Here is an 18,447-nt window from a genome sequence, read left to right on the forward strand (position 1 = left end):
GTTGCGGGGGACGCCGTAAACCCGTCCATGGGGGCTTGGCCGCGGCATCCATGCCGCGGACACCCCCGCAACCGGACCCACCCCGCCTTCGACAGATTTCCGCGAACTGTCGGAACGGCGTTCTGTGCTGCTGTTGGTAGGTGTCGACCTTGGTCGACACATGTATCAGGTAAGTGGGGAATCGTTCGTTGCGTGCTCGAACAATTCGCCCTGCACCACGGCTTCCTTTTCGCGGAAACCGCCGAGGCCGACGCCGACCAGCCGATAGCGGGTGTCGGCGGGTAGATCTACGCGGGCGCGCAATGAAAGTGCGATGTCGCGCAGTTCTTCCATCGACTCGGGCGGGCGTTCGGGGGTGAAGCTGCGGGTGAGGATGCGGAACTGCGCGGTCTTCAGTTTCAGCACCACGGTGTGGCCGATGCGTTCGGTCTTGCGCGTGGCCTGCCAGGTCTTCCCGGCCAGCTGCACGATCGCCTCGCTCAGGTCTTCCAGCAGCAGGTCCTCGGCGAAGGTGTCCTCCGAAGAGATCGACTGCACCTGCTGGTCAGGCTCCACCGGCCGCTCGTCGACACCACGTGCGCGGTTGTACAGGCTGCGCCCGAAGCTGCCGAAGGCGTCTTCCAGGTCCGGCAGCGTCCATTGCCGCAGGTCGCCGCAGGTGACGATGCCGCGCGCCGCCAGCTTGCCTTCCATCACCTTGCCCACGCCGGGCACGCGGTTCACCGGCAGCGGCAGCAGGAATGCGTCCACCCGCTGCGGCGGAATCACGAACTGGCCGTCGGGCTTGCGCCAGTCCGAGGCGATCTTGGCCAGGAACTTGTTCGGCGCGATCCCGGCTGAAGCGGTCAGGTTGGTTTCCTCGCGGATCTGCGCGCGGATGGTGCGGGCGATGTCGGTGGCCAGTTCGATGCCACTCTTCGGCTCGGTCACGTCCAGGTAGGCCTCGTCCAAGGACAGCGGCTCGACCAGGTCGGTATGGCGCAGGAAGATCTCGCGCACGTGGCGCGATACCGCCTTGTAACGCGCGAAGTCCGGTGGCACGAAGACCGCGTCCGGGCACAGGCGCTCGGCGCGCAGTGCCGGCATCGCCGAACGCACGCCGAACACGCGCGCCTCGTACGAAGCGGCACACACCACTGAACGCGCACCACGCCATGCCACCACCACCGGCTTGCCGCGCAGTGACGGATCGTCACGCTGCTCCACCGACGCGTAGAAGGCGTCCATGTCGACGTGGATGATCTTGCGCAGTGCGTTCATGGTTGGCCCACATGATACCCGCACCGTACCGGTCCAGACGCCGAAGTATGGTCGTTGTGCATCAACGGGATGCGTGGTTTCAGCTGAAAACACTACGCACGCGTACGGAGACGCGGTTTGATATCCGCCTGATCCGTCGTGCATCCTCGGGAACTCGTTGCCTTGTTTTCGCTTCCAGGATTGCGCTTTCCATGACTCGTCTCCACGCGTTCAACCGCGACCAGCTGCTGGCCAGCGCACGCGGTGAACTGTTCGGCGCTGCCGCCGGCCGGTTGCCCAACGACCCGATGCTGATGTTCGACCGCATCACCGAAATCCGCGAGGACGGCGGACCGCATGGCAAGGGCATGGTACGCGCCGAACTGGATATCCGCCCGGACCTGTGGTTCTTCGGCTGCCACTTCATCGGCGACCCGGTGATGCCCGGCTGCCTGGGCCTGGATGCCATGTGGCAGCTGACCGGCTTCTTCCTGACCTGGCTGGGTGCCCCCGGCAAGGGCCGCGCCCTGGGCTGCGGCGAAGTGAAGTTCACAGGCCAGGTGCTGCCCGACGCCAAACTGGTGCGCTACGAGATCGACATCAGCCGCGTCATCAACCGCAAGCTGGTGATGGCCCAGTCCGACGCACGCATGTACGTGGACGACCGCGAGATCTACAACGCCCGCGACCTGCGCGTGGGCCTGTTCACCGAAACCGGGAGCTTCTGATGCGTCGCGTCGTCATCACCGGCATGGGCATCACCTCCTGCCTCGGCAATGATCTGGATACCGTTTCGGCCGCCCTGCGTGAAAGCCGCGCCGGCATCACCGCGCTGGCCGACCACGCCGAAGCCGGCCTGCGCAGCCAGGTCGGCGGTCGCGTCGACCTCGATCTGGATGCGCTGATCGACCGCAAGCAGAAGCGCTTCATGAGCGATGCCGCTGCCTTCGCCTACCTGGCGATGGCCGATGCCATCACCGATGCGGGCCTGACCCCGGAACAGGTCAGCGGCCTGCGCACCGGCCTGATCGCCGGTTCCGGCGGTGGCTCCAGCGAATGGCAGGTGGGTGCGGTGGATCTGCTGCGCAGCCGTGGCGTGCGCAAGGTGGGTCCGTACATGGTGCCGCGCACGATGTGCTCGACCGTGTCGGCCTGCCTGGCCACCGCATTCCAGATCAAGGGCGTCAGCTACTCGCTGTCGGCCGCCTGCGCGACCTCGGCGCACTGCATCGGTGCGGCTGCCGACCTCATCCGCCACGGCGCGCAGGACATCATGTTCGCCGGCGGCGGTGAAGACCTGCACTGGTCGATGAGCGTGATGTTCGATGCGATGGGCGCACTGTCCACCAGCTTCAACGACACCCCCGCCAGCGCCTCGCGCCCGTATGACAAGGACCGCGATGGCTTCGTCATCGCCGGCGGTGGCGGCATGCTGGTGCTGGAGGACTACGACCACGCGGTGGCACGTGGTGCGCACATCCATGCCGAGCTGATCGGCTATGGCGTGACCTCCGATGGCGCCGACATGGTCGCGCCGTCCGGCGAAGGCGCCGTGCGCTGCATGAAGATGGCGCTGCAGAACGTCGACCGTCCGCTGGATTACCTCAACACCCACGGCACCTCGACCCCGCTGGGCGATGTGACCGAGCTGGGTGCGATCCGCGAGGTGTTCGGCGATGCGATTCCGCCGCTGTCCTCGACCAAGGCGCTGTCGGGCCATTCGCTGGGCGCCGCCAGCGTGCATGAAGCGATCTACTGCCTGCTGATGATGCGCGATGGCTTCGTGGCCGGTTCGGCCAACATCGGCGAGCTGGACCCGAGGGTGGAAGGCTTCCCGATCCTGCGCGAAAGCCGCGAGCAGAAGCTGGATACGGTGATGTCCAACAGCTTCGGCTTCGGTGGCACCAACGCGGCGCTGGTGTTCGGCAGAGTGTGATCTGAAAGCGTGCCAACCAAGGTTGGCACCTACCAGAGCGGTAGCGCCGGGCCATGCCCGGCGAGAGCGGTGAAGCGTGCCGGCCAACGGTCGGCACCCACCAGGTTCAAGGTGGCACCCACCAGGGCGGTAGCGCCGGGCCATGCCCGGCGAGAGCGGTGAAGCGTGCCGACCAACGGTCGGCACCCACAATCCCCCACCGTTACCTCGGCAACAACGGCAGCAGCAAGGCGTGCGCGTCCACCAGCGAGCCGACGATGCGGTGGCCGAGCGCGCGCAGTTCTTCATCGGGATGCACCAAGTCCGGTACCTGGATCACGGTCATGCCGGCGGCCAGCGCGGCACGGGTTCCCGCCGGCGAATCCTCCAGCGCCAGGCAACGTTCCGGCGCCTGTCCCAGCCGCTGCGCGGCCAGCAGGTAGATGTCCGGCGCCGGCTTCGGCCGCGCCACATCGCCACTGGTGATCACCGCATCGAAGTACGGCAGCAGTCCGGCTGCAGCCAGCTTGCGGTTGGCCCGCGGCTGCCGCGTGGTGGTCGCCACCGCGCGCGGCACCGCGTGCGACTTCAACAACTCCAGCAGTTCCAGGATGCCCGGCCGCAGCGGCAGCCCGGTCTGCGTGCGCTCCTCGTACAGATCATGGCAACGCGCGGCCATGGCCTCGATCATGCTGTCTTCGATGCCCTGCTGGCGCAGCAGCGCCTGGCTGTCGCGGTCGCCAAGGCCGACCATGCGCACGAAGAAGCTGGCATCCAGGGGCAGGCCGAATTCCTCCGCCGCCTCGCTCCAGCATGCAAGCGACACACGCTCGCTGTCGATCATCAGGCCGTCCATGTCGAAGATGACGGCGTCGGGCAGGAACGGCAGCGCAGCGATGGAAGTCATGGAGCGAACAACGTATCCAGATCGGTGGAGGTCAGCAGCCGCCATTGCCCTTCGGCCAGTCCCTGCAGGTCCAGGCCACCAACACGGCTGCGATGCAGTGCCTGCACATGGTTGCCTGCGGCAGCGAACATGCGGCGTACCTGATGGTAGCGGCCTTCGTGCAGTACCAGGCGCGCCTTGCGCGGCCCCAGCACCTGCAGTTCAGCCGGCAGCAGGGGCGTCTTCTCCGCTTCCAGCATCAACGCGCCGCTGGCAAACAGCGCCACCTCGTCACCACGCAGGTCTTCGGCCAGCTCCACTTCGTAGACCTTGGGCAGCTTCGACTTCGGCGAAATGATCCGATGCAGCAGGTTGCCGTCGTCGGTCAGCAGCAACAGGCCGCTGGTCTCACGGTCCAGACGGCCGACGGTGGACAGCACCGGGTCGCGGTCGCGGAAGCGCGGCGGCAGCAGGTCGTAGATCAGGCGGCCCTTGTCCTTGGTCGAACAGGTGTAGCCGGCCGGCTTGTACATCGCCAGCGACAGGCCCACCGGCGGGTCCAGTGGCTCGCCGTCGACCCGCACCGCTTCATGCGGCACCTGGTCGTCGGCGTACAGCACCTCGCCGTCGGCGTCGGTAACGCGGCCTTCGCGGAACATCCACTGCACCTGCTTGCGGCTGCCGTAGCCGAGGTTGGCGATGTGCTTGACCAGCTTCACCGGCCCTTCCCCTTGCCCTTCACCGCTTCGACCAGCTTGAAGCCATCGCGCTCGGCAACCACGCGCACCGCGCCGAAGCTCTCGTTGAGCGTGTACTCGTAGGGCAGGTGGCGGTTGGCCACCACATACAGGCGCCCACCCGGGCGCAGCGCCTGCGCGGCCACGGCGATGAAGCGCTGGCCGATGTCCGGGCGATCCGCACGCGAGGGCGTGTGGAACGGCGGGTTGCTGATGATGACGTCGTAGTCCGGCTCGATACCGGCGGTGACGTCGCGCCACAGGAAGCGCAGCGGCACGGGGCGCGGTGGCGGTGCCAGATTGAGTTCGGCCAGGTCCAGCGCTCGCTTCTCGGCCTCGTACAGGTCCAGCGCGGTGATCTTCGGGCAGCGCTCCAGCAGTTCACGCGACAGGTAGCCGTAACCGGCACCGAGGTCAGCTGCACGCCCGGCCAGGTCGGCCGGCAGATGCTCGGCCAGCAGGGCCGACGCCGGGTCGATGCGGTCCCAGGCGAACACGCCCGGACGGCTGAGGAAACGGCCGCCGACGATCGGCCGCACCGCGTCCAGCGCGCCCCAGCGCTTGGCTACGTCCACATCGTGCTGGCCCTGCAGCGGAGCGGTCCAGAACACGCGGCAGTGGTTCTTGGTCAGGCTGCCGCCGAGGCCGGCCAGCTGCTTGAGGTCGCCTTCGCCGGAGCGGGCACCTTCGTTGTTGTGCTGGCAGGCCACGATGCGGCCACCCTCGGCGACCAGCGCCAGGGCGCGGGCGAACAGCGCGCGGGCTTCCTCGCGCTGGCGCGGCGGCAGCACCAGCACCAGCGGGTAACGCCCGCGGCCGGCAACATCATCCAGCTGCCCGCTGACGGTCCAGCCAGTGGCCTGCTGCAGCGGCTGCGCGAACGGGGCGAAGCTCTGCTCGCAATCCACCTGGCGGCCGCCGGCCTGCTCGCGCAGTGGCCAGCCGTCACGGGCGCGCAGGAAGGCCACCGGGCCCTCCGGCCAGCGCAGGGCGCCGCTGGAGAACGGCAGGAACAGGGTCTGCAGGGGGGCGTCGTCGCTGGATGCCATCGGCGCGGGTACTGGAAGCGTGAGGGCCGTCCATTGTACCGGCTTGTCCGCCCCGGCCCCGGCCGCCGCTTTGCGAAACTTCAACGTTGCCTTGATGCCGCAGCAACATGCCAGCGTTCAGGGTAGAAGCTCCCCCGCAACCCCTGGAGATCCTGCATGCGTGCCTTGTTCGTCGGAGGTGTTGTCGACAACAGTGAAATGGACCTGGAAGGCAGCCATCCCCCCGTGCATTACCCGGAGGACACCGGCGGCGGCCATTCCCGCTACCGCCTGCACCAGGTTGGCCACGGCGCCGATGGCAGCGTGGCCTACGCCGTCTATGGCGCGCCGGATCTGGCAGACGATGAAGTAACCCGGGTAGCCGAGGAGCGCGCGTATGCGCGCAGGTTCGAAGCGACGGCAACGCTGTTCGAACATTGACCACCGCAGCCACGCGTGGCGTGGCTCTACGCCTGTTCGAACGTTGACCATCGCAGCCACGCATGGCGTGGCTCTACTGTTCGAATGATCACCGCGGCCACGCGTGGCGTGGCTCTACAGTAGATCCACGCCATGCGTGGATGCAGCCATCTGCAGTTGCCGTCAGAGCCTCGGCGGCAACCTGCGGATGCTGGCGATTTCATCCAGCCACACGTGATGCTGCTGCACCGGCGCATCAAGATCGTCCAGCCGCAGCTGGCCGTTGCTGCCTTCGTCGCCGGCGTCGTTGCGGTACTGCTGCAGCGTCGGCTGCACCGCAACCGTGCCCAGCAGGCGTCGGCCATCGTGCAGGGTCAGCTGCACCTCGGTTTCCCCCTGCAACTGCGGCAACAGGGCTTCCAGGCGCGCGATCTGCGCGGAATCAGTATGGATACGGGGAGCAATACGGGACATCGGCGACCTCCTGAACTGCAGGGTCGCCGATCGTCCGTGAATGCTCAGTGCAGCAGGTTGTCCCCGCGCGTGGCCTGCACGCGCCGCACCACACCCACCAGCTGGGCCACCGAATACGGCTTGGCCACATGCTCCTGGAAGCCAGAGGCCAACGCACGGCGACGGTCATCGGCACGCGCCAGCGCAGTCACCGCCACCGCCGGCAGCGCTGCCGCGTCTACGCCCAGGTCCTGCCGCAACGTGCTTACCAGGCCATAGCCATCCATGCCCGGCATGCCGATGTCGGTCAGCAGCACCTGGTACTGCAGGTGGCCATTGTCGGCCAGCAGCGCCAGCGCTTCGCCCGCCGAACTGGCGGCGGACACGCTCGCGCCCTGCTCTTCCAGCATGCGCCGCAGGTACTCCAGCACTTCTGGCTGGTCTTCCACCGCCAGCACATGCAGGCCGCGCAGCGGGTACGGTTCGACCACCATCGGTTCCAGGATAGGACCGCTGACGACCTCGCGCAGCGGACGCCGTTCGGCATCGGGCAGATGCTGCGGCAGGCGCACGGTGAAGGTGGAGCCGTGACCGTGGCCATCGCTGGCCGCGCTGACCGAACCGCCGTGCAGCTCGACCAACTGCTGCACGATGGCCAGGCCCAGGCCCAGACCGCCATGGCGGCGGGTGGTGGTGCCGTCGGCCTGGCGGAAGCGGCTGAACAGATGGTTCAGGAACTCCGGCGCGATGCCGTCGCCGGTATCGCGCACGGTGATCGTCCAATAGTTGCCATCGGCCTGCAGCTGCACGTCGATGCGGCCTTCGGCCGGGGTGAACTTGATCGCGTTGGACAACAGGTTCCAGAACACCTGCTGCAGCCGGGTGGCATCGCCCAGCACCTGGCAGGGCTGTGCCGGCAGCTGCAGGGTGACGTCCAGCGCCTTGCCCTCGGCCACCAGCTCCTGTGCGCCCATCGCTTCGTTCAACTGGTCGCGCAGGTCCAGCACTTCCACTTCCAGCTGCACCTTGCCCAGCAGCATGCTGCTGAGGTCGAGCATGTCCGAGATCAACCGCTTCTGCGCGGTCGCGCTGTTGGCTATCACGCCCAGGCCCTTGTACAGCGGGCTGGTGGAATCCACGCGCTGCAGCAGCAGTTCACTCCAGCCCAGGATCGTGGTCAGCGGCGTGCGCAGCTCGTGCGACAGCGTGGCCAGGAATTCATCCTTCAGCCGCGCCATGTTTTCGGCCGCACTGCGCGCGGCACGCTCGGACTGCAGCAGTTCCTCGCGCGCCAGTTCGATCTCGCGGCGCTCGGTGACATCCGGGCTGCTGCCGGCCAGGCCGATGAAACGGCCCATCCGCGAGAAGCGCGGACGTGCGTTCATTTCCAGCCAGCGCCACTGCCCATCGGCACGACGGGCACGCACCAACGCATGCATCGAACGCTGCGCCTTCAGTGCTTCCTGCAGTTCGTACTCAAATACCGACGCATCGTCGGGATGCACCAGGCCGCGCCAGACATCTTCCGGCACCCGGTTCTCGTCGCCGCCGAAGAACTCGCTGAAGGCGCTGTTGACGAAGCGGGCGTGACCGCGCTCGTCCAGCACCCACACCGGCATCGGCAGGCCATCGGCCAACGCACTGAAACGGGCCTCGCTCTCGCCCAGTTCCACTTCCATCTGCTTGCGCGCGGTCACGTCGAAGAACAGGATGCCGACCTTGTCCTCGCCCGGCTGGCCAACCCGAACGGCATCCACCGCGAACGTGCGCCCGAGGGCACGGGCATCCATTTCGAACTGGGCCGGTCGCCCGGTCCGCGCCACTTCGCCATAAATACGGAACCAGTCGCCTTCGTGATGTGGCTCCAGCGTGCTCATGCGCTTGCCACAGGCATCCTTCAGGCCGGTGTGGCGCTCGAAGGCATCGTTGACCTCGAGGAAGCGGTAGTCGATCGCCTCGTCGCCATCGAACAGCACCTGGATCACACAGAAACCTGCGTGGATGCGCTCAAGCACGCCATGGTGCAGGTCGGTTTCGGGCGTCGGCACCATCAAGGGTGAGCGCTCCACGAGGGGCGGCAGTGTGGACAAGGGCGTGGGAGGAAAAGACCGGATGGAGGTACAGCATCTTCCAGAGTGCGTATTCACAGCGTCAAGCGCCGTCAGTCAGGGTTGACGACCATGAATTGGCGGCAACTGTTGACGCATTTGACGCTACTGGCCATTGCTGCGGCCCCGCGGCGGGATCACACTCGATCCAAGATCATCATCCTCCCCGCTTCGGGGACGCAGGAGACTGCCATGAAAGGTTCGCTTTCAACCGCCCTGCTGCTGGCCGGCATGCTTGCCCTGGGCAGCGTGGCCGCCGCGCCGCGGACGGTAACCGCGCCCGATGCGCCGCGCGCACTACAGGCCGATGGCCCGGTCAGCGTGCAATGGAATGATCCGGCGCAATTCACCGAGATCCGCCAGAGCACCAACCGCTTCGAGGCCGAACGCGGGGACTGGGTGCAGCAGCTGGCACGCTACGTGCAGACCAGCGCCGCCAAGCCCCTGCAGGCCGGGCAGACGCTGGAGGTGACCCTGGTGGACGTCAAGCGCGCAGGCGACTACGAGCCCTGGCACGGCCCGCGTGGCCGCGACATCCGGATCATGCGCGACATCTACCCGCCGCGGATCACCCTGCAGTACACGCTGAAGGACGCCAGCGGGCGCATCATCGATGAAGGCGACGCCCGCCTGAGCGACAGCGGCTACCTGCACAACATCGGCCTGAAGAGCGATACCGATCCGCTGCGCTATGAAAAGCGGCTGATCGATGACTGGGTGAAGCGCCAGCTGACCTCACGCGTTACCGCTGCCCGGTAGGTGTCGACCTTGGTCGACACGCATTCACAGCGCCGACCAGGGTTTGATCCGATCCGGTAGGTGTCGACCTTGGTCGACACGCAGCCACAGCGCCGACCAAGGTCGGCAGCTACCAGAGCCGTGCGCAGCGCTGATCCGATCCGGTAGGTGTCGACCTTGGTCGACACGCATTCACAGCGCCGACCAAGGTCGGCAGCTACCAGAGCCGTGCGCAGCGCTGATCCGATCCGGTAGGTGTCGACCTTGGTCGACACGCAGCCACAGCGCCGACCAAGGTCGGCAGCTACCAGAGCCGGTCAGTCCTGGTAGACGCGTGCCACGCGCTTGACGCCGCACGGCAGCTGGTAGGCACTGACACCGCAGCGCGGCGCCAGCTCGGACAGCGTCGGCGCCGTACCCCACAGTTCCACCACGCTGCCGACACCGGCCTGCGCATGCGCGGTCAGGTCCACGGTCAGCATGTCCATCGACACGCGGCCGATCAGCCCACCGGGTTGGCCATCGATCAGCACCGGCGTGCCATTGGGGGCGAACTGCGGATAACCATCGGCATAGCCCAGTGCGACCACGCCCACGCGTGTGCGCGCCTTGGCCACGAAGCGCGCACCGTAGCCGACCGGCTCGCCGGCTTCGATCCAGCGCTCGGCGAACACCTTGGACTGCATCGTCATCACCGGGCACAGGCGCGCGGTGAGTTCACTGTTGTCCGGCAGCGGATTGGCGCCGTACAGCATCAGGCCCGGGCGCACCCAGTCACTGCGCACGTCCGGCCAGCCCAGCAGCGCCGGCGAATTGCAGATGCTGGTCTCGCCTTCAAGACCATCGATGGCCTCGACGAAGGTCGCGGCCTGCTCACGGGTACGCTCGCTGTCCAGTTCATCGGCGCGCGCCAGGTGGGTCATCATCACGATGCGCGCCACCTGCGGCAGTGCAGACAGACGCGCGTGCGCGGTGCGGAAACCAGGAACGTCCAGGCCCAGCCGGTGCATGCCGCTGTCCAGCTTCAGCCACACCGTCAGCGGCCGCGTGCTGTCGAACGCGACCAGCGCTTCCAGCTGCCACGGCGAACCGACCGAGAACCACAGGTCATGCTCGGCCACCAGCGCCATTTCGCTGGGCTCGAAGATGCCTTCCAGCAGCAGGATCGGCGCACGGATGCCGGCCTGGCGCAGTTCCAGCGCTTCTTCGATGGTGGCCACGCCAAAGCCGTCGGCCTCGCCTTCCAGTGCCTGCGCACAGCGCACCGCACCGTGGCCATAGGCGTCGGCCTTGAGGATCGCCAGCGCCTTGCCACCGCCCAGTTCACGGGCCAGGCGATAGTTGCTGCGCAGTGCGCCCAGGTCGATCAGCGCGCGGGCAGGACGCATGTGCGGTTCTCATGTTGCGGGGCGTGGCGGTACTGGCCGTAGCGGAAGATATCCAGGCCTTCGGTGCTGATCTGCGGCTGGCGCGCGCTCATCAGGTCGGCCAGGTAGCGGCCCGAGCCGCAGGCCATGGTCCAACCCAGCGTGCCGTGGCCGGTGTTGAGGAACAGGTTGCGGAACGGCGTGGCGCCGATCACCGGCGTGCCGTCCGGCGTGGCCGGGCGCAGGCCGGTCCAGAACTCGGCCTTGGCCAGGTCACCGCCCTTCGGGTACAGGTCGCGCACCACCAGCTCCAGCGTCTCGCGGCGGCGCGGCGACAGCGACAGGTCGAAACCGGCCACCTCGGCCATGCCACCGACGCGGATGCGGTTGTCGAAGCGGGTCACCGCAACCTTGTAGCTCTCATCGAGGATGGTCGAGGTGGGCGCCATCGCCGGGTCGGTGATCGGCAGGGTCAGCGAATAGCCCTTCAGCGGATACACCGGCAGGCGCATGCCCAGCGGCGCGACCAGTCCCGGCGAATAGCTGCCCAGTGCGACCACGAAGCGGTCTGCGGTTTCCAGCTTGCCGCCGATGCGCACGCCGGTGATGCGGTCGCCGTCGGATTCCACGCCGGTGATGTCCTGGTCGTAACGGAACTCGACCCCCGCTTCGGCCGCCATCTGCGCCAAGCGGCGGGTGAACAGCTGGCAATCGCCGGTCTGGTCGCGCGGCAGGCGCAGCGCACCCACCAGGCCATCGACGTGGGCCAACGCAGGCTCCGCCTTGATGATGCCGGCGCGATCCAGCACTTCGTACGGCACACCGTACTGGGCCAGGATCTCGATGTCCTGCGCCGATGCATCCAGCTGCTGCTGGGTGCGGAACAACTGGGTGGTGCCCAGGTCGCGCCCTTCGAAATCGATGCCGATCTGCGCACGCAGCTCGTTCAGGCAGTCGCGGCTGTACTCGGACATGCGCACCATGCGCGCCTTGTTGATCGCGTAGCGCTCGTGGGTGCAGTTGCGCAGCATCTGCCACAGCCAGCGGTACTGGGCCAGGTCCATGCCCGGCTTGATCGCCAGCGGTGCGTGCTTTTCGAACAGCCAGCCGATGGCCTTCTTCGGCACGCCCGGAGCAGCCCACGGCGAGGTGTAGCCGAAGGACAACTGGCCGGCATTGGCGAAGCTGGTTTCCAGCGCGGGACCGGGCTGGCGGTCGACGACGGTGACTTCAAACCCGGCCTGTCGCAGGTACCAGGCACTGGTGGTGCCGATCACGCCGCTGCCGAGGACTAGGACTCGCATGGGAATTCTCCAACCCGATCATTCCCTGCATTTGCATGCGCAGGGGCCATAATCGGGGAAGTATATTCTTCCGTATCCAGATGATTTGCCTGATTTCAACAATTCAATCAGGATATTTCCCTGTGATTCATTCCCCGAGCTTGACGCCCATGGCCACCCGTCCCCGCGAGCTGGACAAGATCGACCGCAAGATCCTGCGCATCCTGCAGGCCGAAGGCCGAATTTCCTTCACCGAGCTGGGCGAACGGGTCGGCCTGTCGACCACCCCGTGCACCGAGCGGGTGCGCCGGCTGGAGCGCGAAGCGGTGATCACCGGCTACCACGCGCACCTGGACCCCAGCGCGCTGAAAGCAAGCCTGCTGGTATTCGTGGAGATCAGCCTGGCCTACAAGTCCGGCGACATCTTCGAGGAGTTCCGGCGTTCAGCGCTGAAGCTGCCCAACGTGCTGGAATGCCATCTGGTGTCGGGCGATTTCGATTACCTGCTGAAGGCACGGATCAGCGAGATGGCGTCCTATCGCAAGCTGCTGGGCAGCACCCTGCTGACCCTGCCACATGTGCGTGAGTCGAAGAGCTACATCGTGATGGAAGAGGTCAAGGAGACCTGGGCGCTGCCGATTCCGGATTGAACCGACCGGCGGCAGCGGGACCAGACCCCGCAACGCGGGCTCTGGCCCCTGGCTGCATCAGCGCTGCTGGGGGTTCTTCATGGAACCCTGTTGCGGATTCTTCTTCTGCTGCTCGTTCGGCTGCTGTTGCTGTTGCTGCTGGCGCTGCTGTTCCTGCGGTGTTTTGCCCTGCTGTTCCTTGCCGGGATGACGGTTCTGCTGGTTGGCCATGATCGTATTCCAAGGGGACGAGGGAAGCGCGACGACAGGGATGCCGGCGCAGGTCCACCGTGGTCCTGGCACGGTTAATCGCAGGCGAAAAACGGGTGATGCGGGGTGTGCAGGGCGGGGGCTGTTTTCCGGCGTTCATGTGGGTGGCGGGTTTCCTGCCAACGGCTGAGCCCCTCGTGGCTGGGGCCGGGTGCGGTGCTGCGAGTGGGCCGGGCGGGTGGGATCAGGCGGGGACGCCGTGAACCCCCAGACCGGCCCAGCCGCTAGCGGCTGTGCGTTCGGGCGCTTGCGAAGCAGTGCTTCGCAAGCAAAGCGCCCTCACCCCTGTAGGCTCGGGCGCGCCTTGCTCGTGTGCGCTGTCCTGCGCACACGGCAAGACCGGGGTTGGGCGTCCTGCCCAATCCGCCCGAGGCATGCCTCGGGCCCATGGCGCTTACGCCCCTGCACAGCCCACCCGCCCGGCCTTGGACAGGTTCATGCGGGCGCCAGCCACGGAAAAAGAAAAGAAAAAAAGAGCGACAGCGGGTCGCTGCGCTCTCTTTGGGTTGCGCGATTGGTTGCGGGCGCTGGGGTCAGCGCTTGATCTGCTGGCCGTCGCCGGTCGGTACGCTGTCGTAGTAGCGGCCGGTGCGCGAGTCGAACACGCGGTTGGGGCCGACCGGTTTGACGCCGGGAACGATGCGGCCGTTGCGGTCGTAGACCTTGTCCGGCAGCGCCGGCGCGGGCGTGGGGGTCACCTGGGCCGGGCCGGTCGATCGGATCGGCTGTGCCGGCTGCGGCGAGGGCAGCACCTGCGGCTGCGGGCGCGACGCCTGCGGTGGCGGGGCGACAGGCGGCGGGGCCACCGTCGCGCTGCTGCGGGTGGCGGTCGGACTGCCGGTGGGAACCTGCGCCTGGGCAAGCAGAGGCACCAGGGTCGACAGCAACAGGACTAGGCGGGGTTTCATCGCGCGCTCCAGGGTGGGCCAGCCTTACCCTGCGCCTGCCCGTGTGTGCCGGCCATGAACGGCCATCACACTTGCAAGCGTGTGCCGACACCCCCACGTCTGCTGGCATCCCAGGCCACAACCCCACGGAGAGCCGGCATGAGCGCTTTCGATCTGACGCCCCCCACCGCCACGCAGACCGACGCCCTGGTTGCCGGGCTCAGCGCCGAGGAGCGCCGCGTGCTGCTGCAGCACGGCACCGAGGCGCCGTTCTGCGGGGTATTCCTCGACAACAAGCGCGAGGGCGTCTACTGCTGCCGGCTGTGCGCCCTGCCCTTGTTCCGCTCCAGCACCAAGTTCGATTCGGGCACCGGCTGGCCCAGTTTCTTCGCCCCGTTCGACGCGTCACACGTGCGCGAGATCCGCGACACCAGCCATGGCATGGTCCGCACCGAGATCACCTGCGCCCGCTGTGGCAGCCATCTGGGGCACGTGTTCCCGGACGGTCCGCCGCCCACCTACGAGCGCCACTGCCTGAACTCGGTCTCACTTTCATTCACCGGCAACGGCGAGCCGTGGCCCGATCCGCTGCGGCGTGGCGGCGCGGAGGCCGGCGTGGCGGGCTGACACGCGCCGCAAGGCCCCGCTGACCGACTTCACAGAATTCCCTCTTCAGAAACACCGGTGTCAGGCCGACAAGGAGATATCCCCCCTCCTTGCGTCGCGCCATGCTCATCATCGTTGGATTCCTGGTCGTCATCATCAGCGTGCTGGGCGGCTACCTCGGCGCACACGGCCGCCTTGGGGCGCTGTGGCAGCCCTACGAACTGGTCATCATCGGCGGTGCCGCGCTGGGTGCGTTCCTGGTCGGCACCCCGGCCAAAACGGTCAAGCAGACGCTGCAGGCCATGGTCGGCGTGTTCAAGGGCCCGCGCTACAAGCAGCAGGACTACATCGACGTCCTCAGCCTGGTCTACGAACTGCTCAACAAGGCCCGCCGTGAAGGCTTCATGGCGCTGGAAGACCACGTCGAGCGCCCGGCCGAAAGCGCGCTGTTCGGGAACTACCCGAAGGTGCAGGCCGACCACCACCTGATCGACTTCATCACCGACTGCCTGCGCCTGATGATCGGCAGCAACATCGAGCCGCATGAGCTGGAGCCGCTGCTGGAGCTGGAGCTGGAAAAGCACCACGCCGAAGCGATGGCGCCGTCACAGGTGCTGACCAAGGTCGCCGACGGCCTGCCCGGTTTCGGCATCGTGGCGGCAGTGCTGGGCATCGTCATCACCATGGGCTCGATCGGCGGCGACATCGTCGAAGTGGGTGGCCATGTGGCCGGCGCGCTGGTCGGCACCTTCCTCGGCATCCTGCTGGGCTATGGCTTCGTCGGCCCGATGGCCTCGGCGATGGAAGCCCGTGCCGAGCAGGACAGCCGCATCTACGAGTCGGTGAAGACCGCCCTGCTGGCCTGCCTGCGCGGCTACAACCCGAAGATCGCGCTGGAGTTCGCCCGCAAGACGCTGCCGTCGAACGTGCGCCCGGCGTTCTCCGACTTCGAGCAGCACCTGAAGACGGTCAAGTAAGCCATGGCCGAGACCAAGCCCACCGTCATCGTCCGCCGGGTCAAGAAGGCCGGCCACGCCGCCCACCATGGCGGTTCGTGGAAGGTGGCCTATGCCGACTTCGTGACCGCGATGATGGCTTTCTTCCTGGTGCTGTGGCTGATGGCCAGCACCAGCAAGCCCGAGCGCGCAGCCATTTCCGAGTACTTCCGCAACCCCAGCCCGCTGGTCGGCTCCAGCGCGACGCCGGCGCCAGGCATGGCCGGGCCGGGCGGTGCCAGCACCTCGATGATCAAGCTCGGCGGCGCCACCGATGTTTCGCGCGGCAACAGCAACGATCCCTTCCAGAACCAGCAGAAGTCGATACCGCAGCCGGTGGACGAGCAGCAGCGCGACAAGCAGCAGCTGGAAGCGCTGATGAAGGAACTGCAGGAAGCGATCAGCCGCAGCCAGGCGCTGGAACCGTTCAAGGACCAGCTGCTGCTGGATCTGACCCCGGAAGGCCTGCGCATCCAGATCGTGGACAAGCAGAACCGGCCGATGTTCGACCTCGGCAGCGCCACCCTGAAGCCGTACACGCAGCAGATCTTGCACGAACTGGCCGAGTACCTGAACCACGTGCCGAACCGGATCAGCCTGACCGGCCACACCGACATCACCGCCTATTCGGCCGCACGCGGTTACGGCAACTGGGAACTGAGCGCCGACCGCGCCAATGCCGCGCGCCGCGCGCTGATCGATGGCGGCCTGGAAGACAGCAAGATCACCCGCGTGGTCGGCTTGTCTTCGTCGGTGCTGTTTGACAAGGCCGATCCGCAGAACCCGATCAACCGCCGCATCAGCATCGTGGTGATGACCAAGGCCGCCGAGGAAGCTGCGCTGGCCGGCGCCGGGCCACAGGTAGGCCTGTCGGCAACCACCGTGGACCCGGACGTGCAGGCCGCGCAGGGTGAGGCCGGGGTCGGATCCCGTTCCGTAGGAAAGGGCGCTGCCCCCTGACCCGTCTTCGCCGGGCATGGCCCGGTGAGCGCGCATCCGGACACATCAGGGTAGCGCCGGGCCATGCCCGGCGAGCGCGCAGCGCGGCACCCAGTACAATGGCGGTCTTTCCGACTCCAGGTGATCACACCCCCATGTCCAAGTTGTCCAAGGCCAAGCGCGACAAGCGCAAGAAGCAGCAGACCAAGCGTCCGTTCCTCCGTCTGAACGCCCAGCAGCAGGTGCAGAACCATGCCGTGCTGGTCAACGAGGACGGCCAGGCCGTGGCCGCCATCGGCCTGCAGGGCCGCGAGTGGCTGCTGGCCATCGGCGGCCAGACCATGGGCAACGCCGACAACCCGGTGCCGATGCTGGCCATGCTCAAGCACCTGTCCAACGTGCAGGAAGCCGAAGGCCGCAAGGTCACCCTGGAATATTCCGAGCTGATGCAGAAGCTGCTCGACACCCTGGCCGAAGAAGCGGGCCAGACCGCCGAGGAATACCTGGACAAGCTGGTGGCCGAGTTCGCCAGCGAGCAGGCTGAAGATGCAGCCGCTGAAGGCGAAGCGTCCGATGAAGCGGCTGCAGACACTGCCGACGCCGAGGCCACTCCGGCCGCCGACGCCGACGGCAAGCCGCAGGCCTGATCCGGCGGCGGCGGTGTCGGTCTACGTCGATGACGCGGTGCATCCCTGGCGCGGTCAGCGCTGGGCGCACCTGATGGCCGATACCCTGGCCGAGTTGCACGCGATGGCGGCGCAGCTCGGCATTCCTCCACGGGCCTTCCAGAACAAGGCCAGCGGGGCGCATTACGATGTCACCGCCGAGCTGCGTGCGCAGGCACTCGCGCTGGGTGCGGTCGCCATTTCCCGGCATGTGGACCGGGCGCAGGTGAAGGCGGTGATCGCCAACGCCAGGGCGCAGTACCAGCCCTAGGCTGGTACAGGTGGCACCGGGCCGCGCCCGGCGAGCGCGCAGCGCGGCGGGAAGCCGCCGGGCATGGCCCGGCGCGACCGGTGAATCTCAGAACGGGTCGCTGCCCAGGCGCACTTCCACGTTCAGCAGCGAGCACAGCGCCAGCAGGGCGTCGTCATCGCGGGTCAGCGCCATCCAGCCACTGAAGCCGTCGTTGCCGGCATCCACGCTCCACAGCGTGTAGTTGTGCTCGCGCAGGCGGTCGAAGGCGGTGCTCATCAGCTGCACCCCATCCAGGTCCGCGGCGAAATCCTCGTCGTCCAGGTCGCCACCCCAGTCCAGCTGCAGGTTGAAGCGCGCCGACAGCTCGTTCACCGCCGACTGCAGCGAATCGAAATCATCACGCTCGACCTCGAAGCCCGACTGCCAGGCGATGGCCGTGAACAGCGCCGGCAGCCAGTCGCTGTCGGCTTCCAGCGGCTGGCCGTCCTCGGACAGATGCTCGCGCCAGCGGTTGAACTGCTGCAGGGCCAGCTCTTCGTCACCGGGGTTGATCAGCACGAGCAGGTTCCAGACCCGCGCCTCGAAATCGTCCTCGTCGAAATCGTGGGCGTCTTCCTCGAAGTCGAAATAGTCGCTGTTGTCAGGCATGGCGGAACGTCCTCGGGAGCAGGGGGGCATTCTACGGTTTATCCTGTACTGCTGAAGCCGGCCGTGGTGGCCGTCACTGTGAATGAAGCGATGAGCGATACCCCTCCCGACCACCTGGCGATCAACCCGGCCAGCCCCTTCCACGATGCGCAGGCCCTGGAGCGCGGCGTCGGCGTGCGCTTCAACGATGTCGAGCGCGACAACGTCGAGGAATACTCGGTCAGCGAAGGCTGGATCCGCGTGCAGGCCGGCAAGGCTCGTGACCGTCGCGGCAACCCGATGACCATCAAGGTCAAGGGCAAGGTCGAGGCGTATTTCCTGGAACAGAAGCCGGAGTAACCGGCCGTCCCGGGGCGGGGTCAGATCCCTTTCCTGCGGAAA

The 18,447-nt window shown here is 67.0% G+C and carries 22 protein-coding genes; 11 read left to right on the plus strand and 11 right to left on the minus strand.

Features of this window, described 5'->3' with window-relative positions; all coding sequences use genetic code 11:
* Positions 1-165: 165 nt before the first annotated feature.
* Positions 166-1,260, minus strand: a complete 1,095-nt coding sequence (dinB, locus tag M2299_RS17345; RefSeq protein WP_280884741.1) for a DNA polymerase IV — start codon at positions 1,258-1,260, stop codon at positions 166-168.
* Between the two features lie 191 nt (positions 1,261-1,451).
* Here dinB and fabA point away from each other — a divergent pair, with 191 nt between their 5' ends.
* Both fabA and fabB read left to right on the plus strand, forming a co-directional pair.
* A complete protein-coding gene (gene fabA / locus M2299_RS17350; RefSeq protein WP_025878420.1) occupies positions 1,452-1,967 on the plus strand; it encodes a 3-hydroxyacyl-[acyl-carrier-protein] dehydratase FabA in 516 nt (171 codons plus the stop codon).
* Complete coding sequence (gene fabB / locus M2299_RS17355; RefSeq protein WP_025878419.1) at positions 1,967-3,175, plus strand: beta-ketoacyl-ACP synthase I; 1,209 nt, start codon at positions 1,967-1,969, stop codon at positions 3,173-3,175. The genes fabA and fabB overlap by 1 nt, the downstream gene beginning before the upstream one ends.
* Positions 3,176-3,377: 202 nt before the next feature.
* Here fabB and M2299_RS17360 read toward each other — a convergent pair whose 3' ends face one another.
* From M2299_RS17360 to M2299_RS17370, 3 genes are read right to left on the minus strand one after another with little or no spacing between them, the layout of a single operon-like run.
* Entirely contained in the window at positions 3,378-4,061 is a 684-nt protein-coding gene (locus M2299_RS17360) for an HAD family phosphatase (protein WP_033830258.1), read from the minus strand.
* Positions 4,058-4,759 (minus strand): pseudouridine synthase, encoded by a 702-nt coding sequence (locus tag M2299_RS17365; protein WP_099782687.1) that lies wholly within the window; start codon positions 4,757-4,759, stop codon positions 4,058-4,060. The genes M2299_RS17360 and M2299_RS17365 overlap by 4 nt, the downstream gene beginning before the upstream one ends.
* Positions 4,756-5,826 carry a class I SAM-dependent methyltransferase gene (locus M2299_RS17370; RefSeq protein WP_099841836.1) on the minus strand — a complete coding sequence of 357 codons (1,071 nt, stop codon included), beginning with the start codon at positions 5,824-5,826 and terminating at the stop codon, positions 4,756-4,758. Before M2299_RS17370 ends, M2299_RS17365 begins: the two co-directional genes overlap by 4 nt.
* 156 nt (positions 5,827-5,982) lie before the next feature.
* Between M2299_RS17370 and M2299_RS17375 the strand changes: the two genes are divergently transcribed.
* Complete coding sequence (locus M2299_RS17375; protein WP_025878415.1) at positions 5,983-6,246, plus strand: hypothetical protein; 264 nt, start codon at positions 5,983-5,985, stop codon at positions 6,244-6,246.
* Positions 6,247-6,408: 162 nt separating this feature from the next.
* Here M2299_RS17375 and M2299_RS17380 read toward each other — a convergent pair whose 3' ends face one another.
* Positions 6,409-6,699, minus strand: a complete 291-nt coding sequence (locus M2299_RS17380; protein ID WP_025878414.1) for a DUF3247 family protein — start codon at positions 6,697-6,699, stop codon at positions 6,409-6,411.
* 44 nt (positions 6,700-6,743) lie between these two features.
* Positions 6,744-8,729, minus strand: a complete 1,986-nt coding sequence (locus M2299_RS17385; protein ID WP_235189957.1) for an ATP-binding protein — start codon at positions 8,727-8,729, stop codon at positions 6,744-6,746.
* Between the two features lie 249 nt (positions 8,730-8,978).
* Here M2299_RS17385 and M2299_RS17390 point away from each other — a divergent pair, with 249 nt between their 5' ends.
* A complete protein-coding gene (locus M2299_RS17390; RefSeq protein WP_280884742.1) occupies positions 8,979-9,545 on the plus strand; it encodes a DUF3016 domain-containing protein in 567 nt (188 codons plus the stop codon).
* Positions 9,546-9,841: 296 nt separating this feature from the next.
* Here the strand turns inward: M2299_RS17390 and alr are convergent, their stop codons facing one another.
* Both alr and M2299_RS17400 read right to left on the minus strand, forming a co-directional pair.
* The gene (alr, locus tag M2299_RS17395) at positions 9,842-10,912 is read right to left on the minus strand and encodes an alanine racemase (RefSeq protein ID WP_280884743.1); all 1,071 of its coding nucleotides are present in this window, start codon (positions 10,910-10,912) and stop codon (positions 9,842-9,844) included.
* Complete coding sequence (locus tag M2299_RS17400) at positions 10,891-12,195, minus strand: D-amino acid dehydrogenase (RefSeq protein ID WP_032976409.1); 1,305 nt, start codon at positions 12,193-12,195, stop codon at positions 10,891-10,893. Before M2299_RS17400 ends, alr begins: the two co-directional genes overlap by 22 nt.
* Positions 12,196-12,344: 149 nt before the next feature.
* Between M2299_RS17400 and M2299_RS17405 the strand changes: the two genes are divergently transcribed.
* On the plus strand, positions 12,345-12,824 hold the full coding sequence (locus tag M2299_RS17405) for an AsnC family transcriptional regulator (RefSeq protein WP_025878409.1): 480 nt from the start codon (positions 12,345-12,347) through the stop codon (positions 12,822-12,824).
* A gap of 57 nt (positions 12,825-12,881) precedes the next feature.
* On the opposite strand, the gene M2299_RS17410 is transcribed toward M2299_RS17405, so the two are convergent.
* Both M2299_RS17410 and M2299_RS17415 read right to left on the minus strand, forming a co-directional pair.
* Positions 12,882-13,034, minus strand: coding sequence for a hypothetical protein (locus M2299_RS17410; RefSeq protein WP_025878408.1), 153 nt, complete (start codon positions 13,032-13,034; stop codon positions 12,882-12,884).
* A 572-nt stretch (positions 13,035-13,606) separates the two neighbouring features.
* Positions 13,607-13,981 (minus strand): classical arabinogalactan protein 4, encoded by a 375-nt coding sequence (locus tag M2299_RS17415; RefSeq protein ID WP_280884744.1) that lies wholly within the window; start codon positions 13,979-13,981, stop codon positions 13,607-13,609.
* A gap of 138 nt (positions 13,982-14,119) precedes the next feature.
* Here M2299_RS17415 and msrB point away from each other — a divergent pair, with 138 nt between their 5' ends.
* From msrB to M2299_RS17440, 5 genes are all read left to right on the plus strand, one after another.
* Positions 14,120-14,587, plus strand: a complete 468-nt coding sequence (gene msrB / locus M2299_RS17420) for a peptide-methionine (R)-S-oxide reductase MsrB (RefSeq protein ID WP_280884745.1) — start codon at positions 14,120-14,122, stop codon at positions 14,585-14,587.
* Between the two features lie 101 nt (positions 14,588-14,688).
* The gene (motA, locus tag M2299_RS17425) at positions 14,689-15,543 is read left to right on the plus strand and encodes a flagellar motor stator protein MotA (protein WP_012509934.1); all 855 of its coding nucleotides are present in this window, start codon (positions 14,689-14,691) and stop codon (positions 15,541-15,543) included.
* Between the two features lie 3 nt (positions 15,544-15,546).
* Positions 15,547-16,521 (plus strand): flagellar motor protein MotB, encoded by a 975-nt coding sequence (motB, locus tag M2299_RS17430; RefSeq protein ID WP_280884746.1) that lies wholly within the window; start codon positions 15,547-15,549, stop codon positions 16,519-16,521.
* A 134-nt stretch (positions 16,522-16,655) separates the two neighbouring features.
* Positions 16,656-17,147, plus strand: a complete 492-nt coding sequence (locus M2299_RS17435) for a hypothetical protein (protein ID WP_033830249.1) — start codon at positions 16,656-16,658, stop codon at positions 17,145-17,147.
* A 13-nt stretch (positions 17,148-17,160) separates the two neighbouring features.
* The gene (locus M2299_RS17440) at positions 17,161-17,436 is read left to right on the plus strand and encodes a DUF4031 domain-containing protein (protein ID WP_025878403.1); all 276 of its coding nucleotides are present in this window, start codon (positions 17,161-17,163) and stop codon (positions 17,434-17,436) included.
* 87 nt (positions 17,437-17,523) lie between these two features.
* Here M2299_RS17440 and M2299_RS17445 read toward each other — a convergent pair whose 3' ends face one another.
* On the minus strand, positions 17,524-18,066 hold the full coding sequence (locus tag M2299_RS17445; protein ID WP_025878402.1) for a hypothetical protein: 543 nt from the start codon (positions 18,064-18,066) through the stop codon (positions 17,524-17,526).
* A 90-nt stretch (positions 18,067-18,156) separates the two neighbouring features.
* On the opposite strand from M2299_RS17445, the gene M2299_RS17450 reads away from it, so the two are divergent.
* On the plus strand, positions 18,157-18,405 hold the full coding sequence (locus M2299_RS17450; protein ID WP_025878401.1) for a DUF3297 family protein: 249 nt from the start codon (positions 18,157-18,159) through the stop codon (positions 18,403-18,405).
* The last annotated feature ends 42 nt before the right edge of the window (positions 18,406-18,447 follow it).

This window comes from Stenotrophomonas sp. 1278 (assembly GCF_029892765.1).
Taxonomy (GTDB): Bacteria; Pseudomonadota; Gammaproteobacteria; order Xanthomonadales; family Xanthomonadaceae; genus Stenotrophomonas; species Stenotrophomonas indicatrix.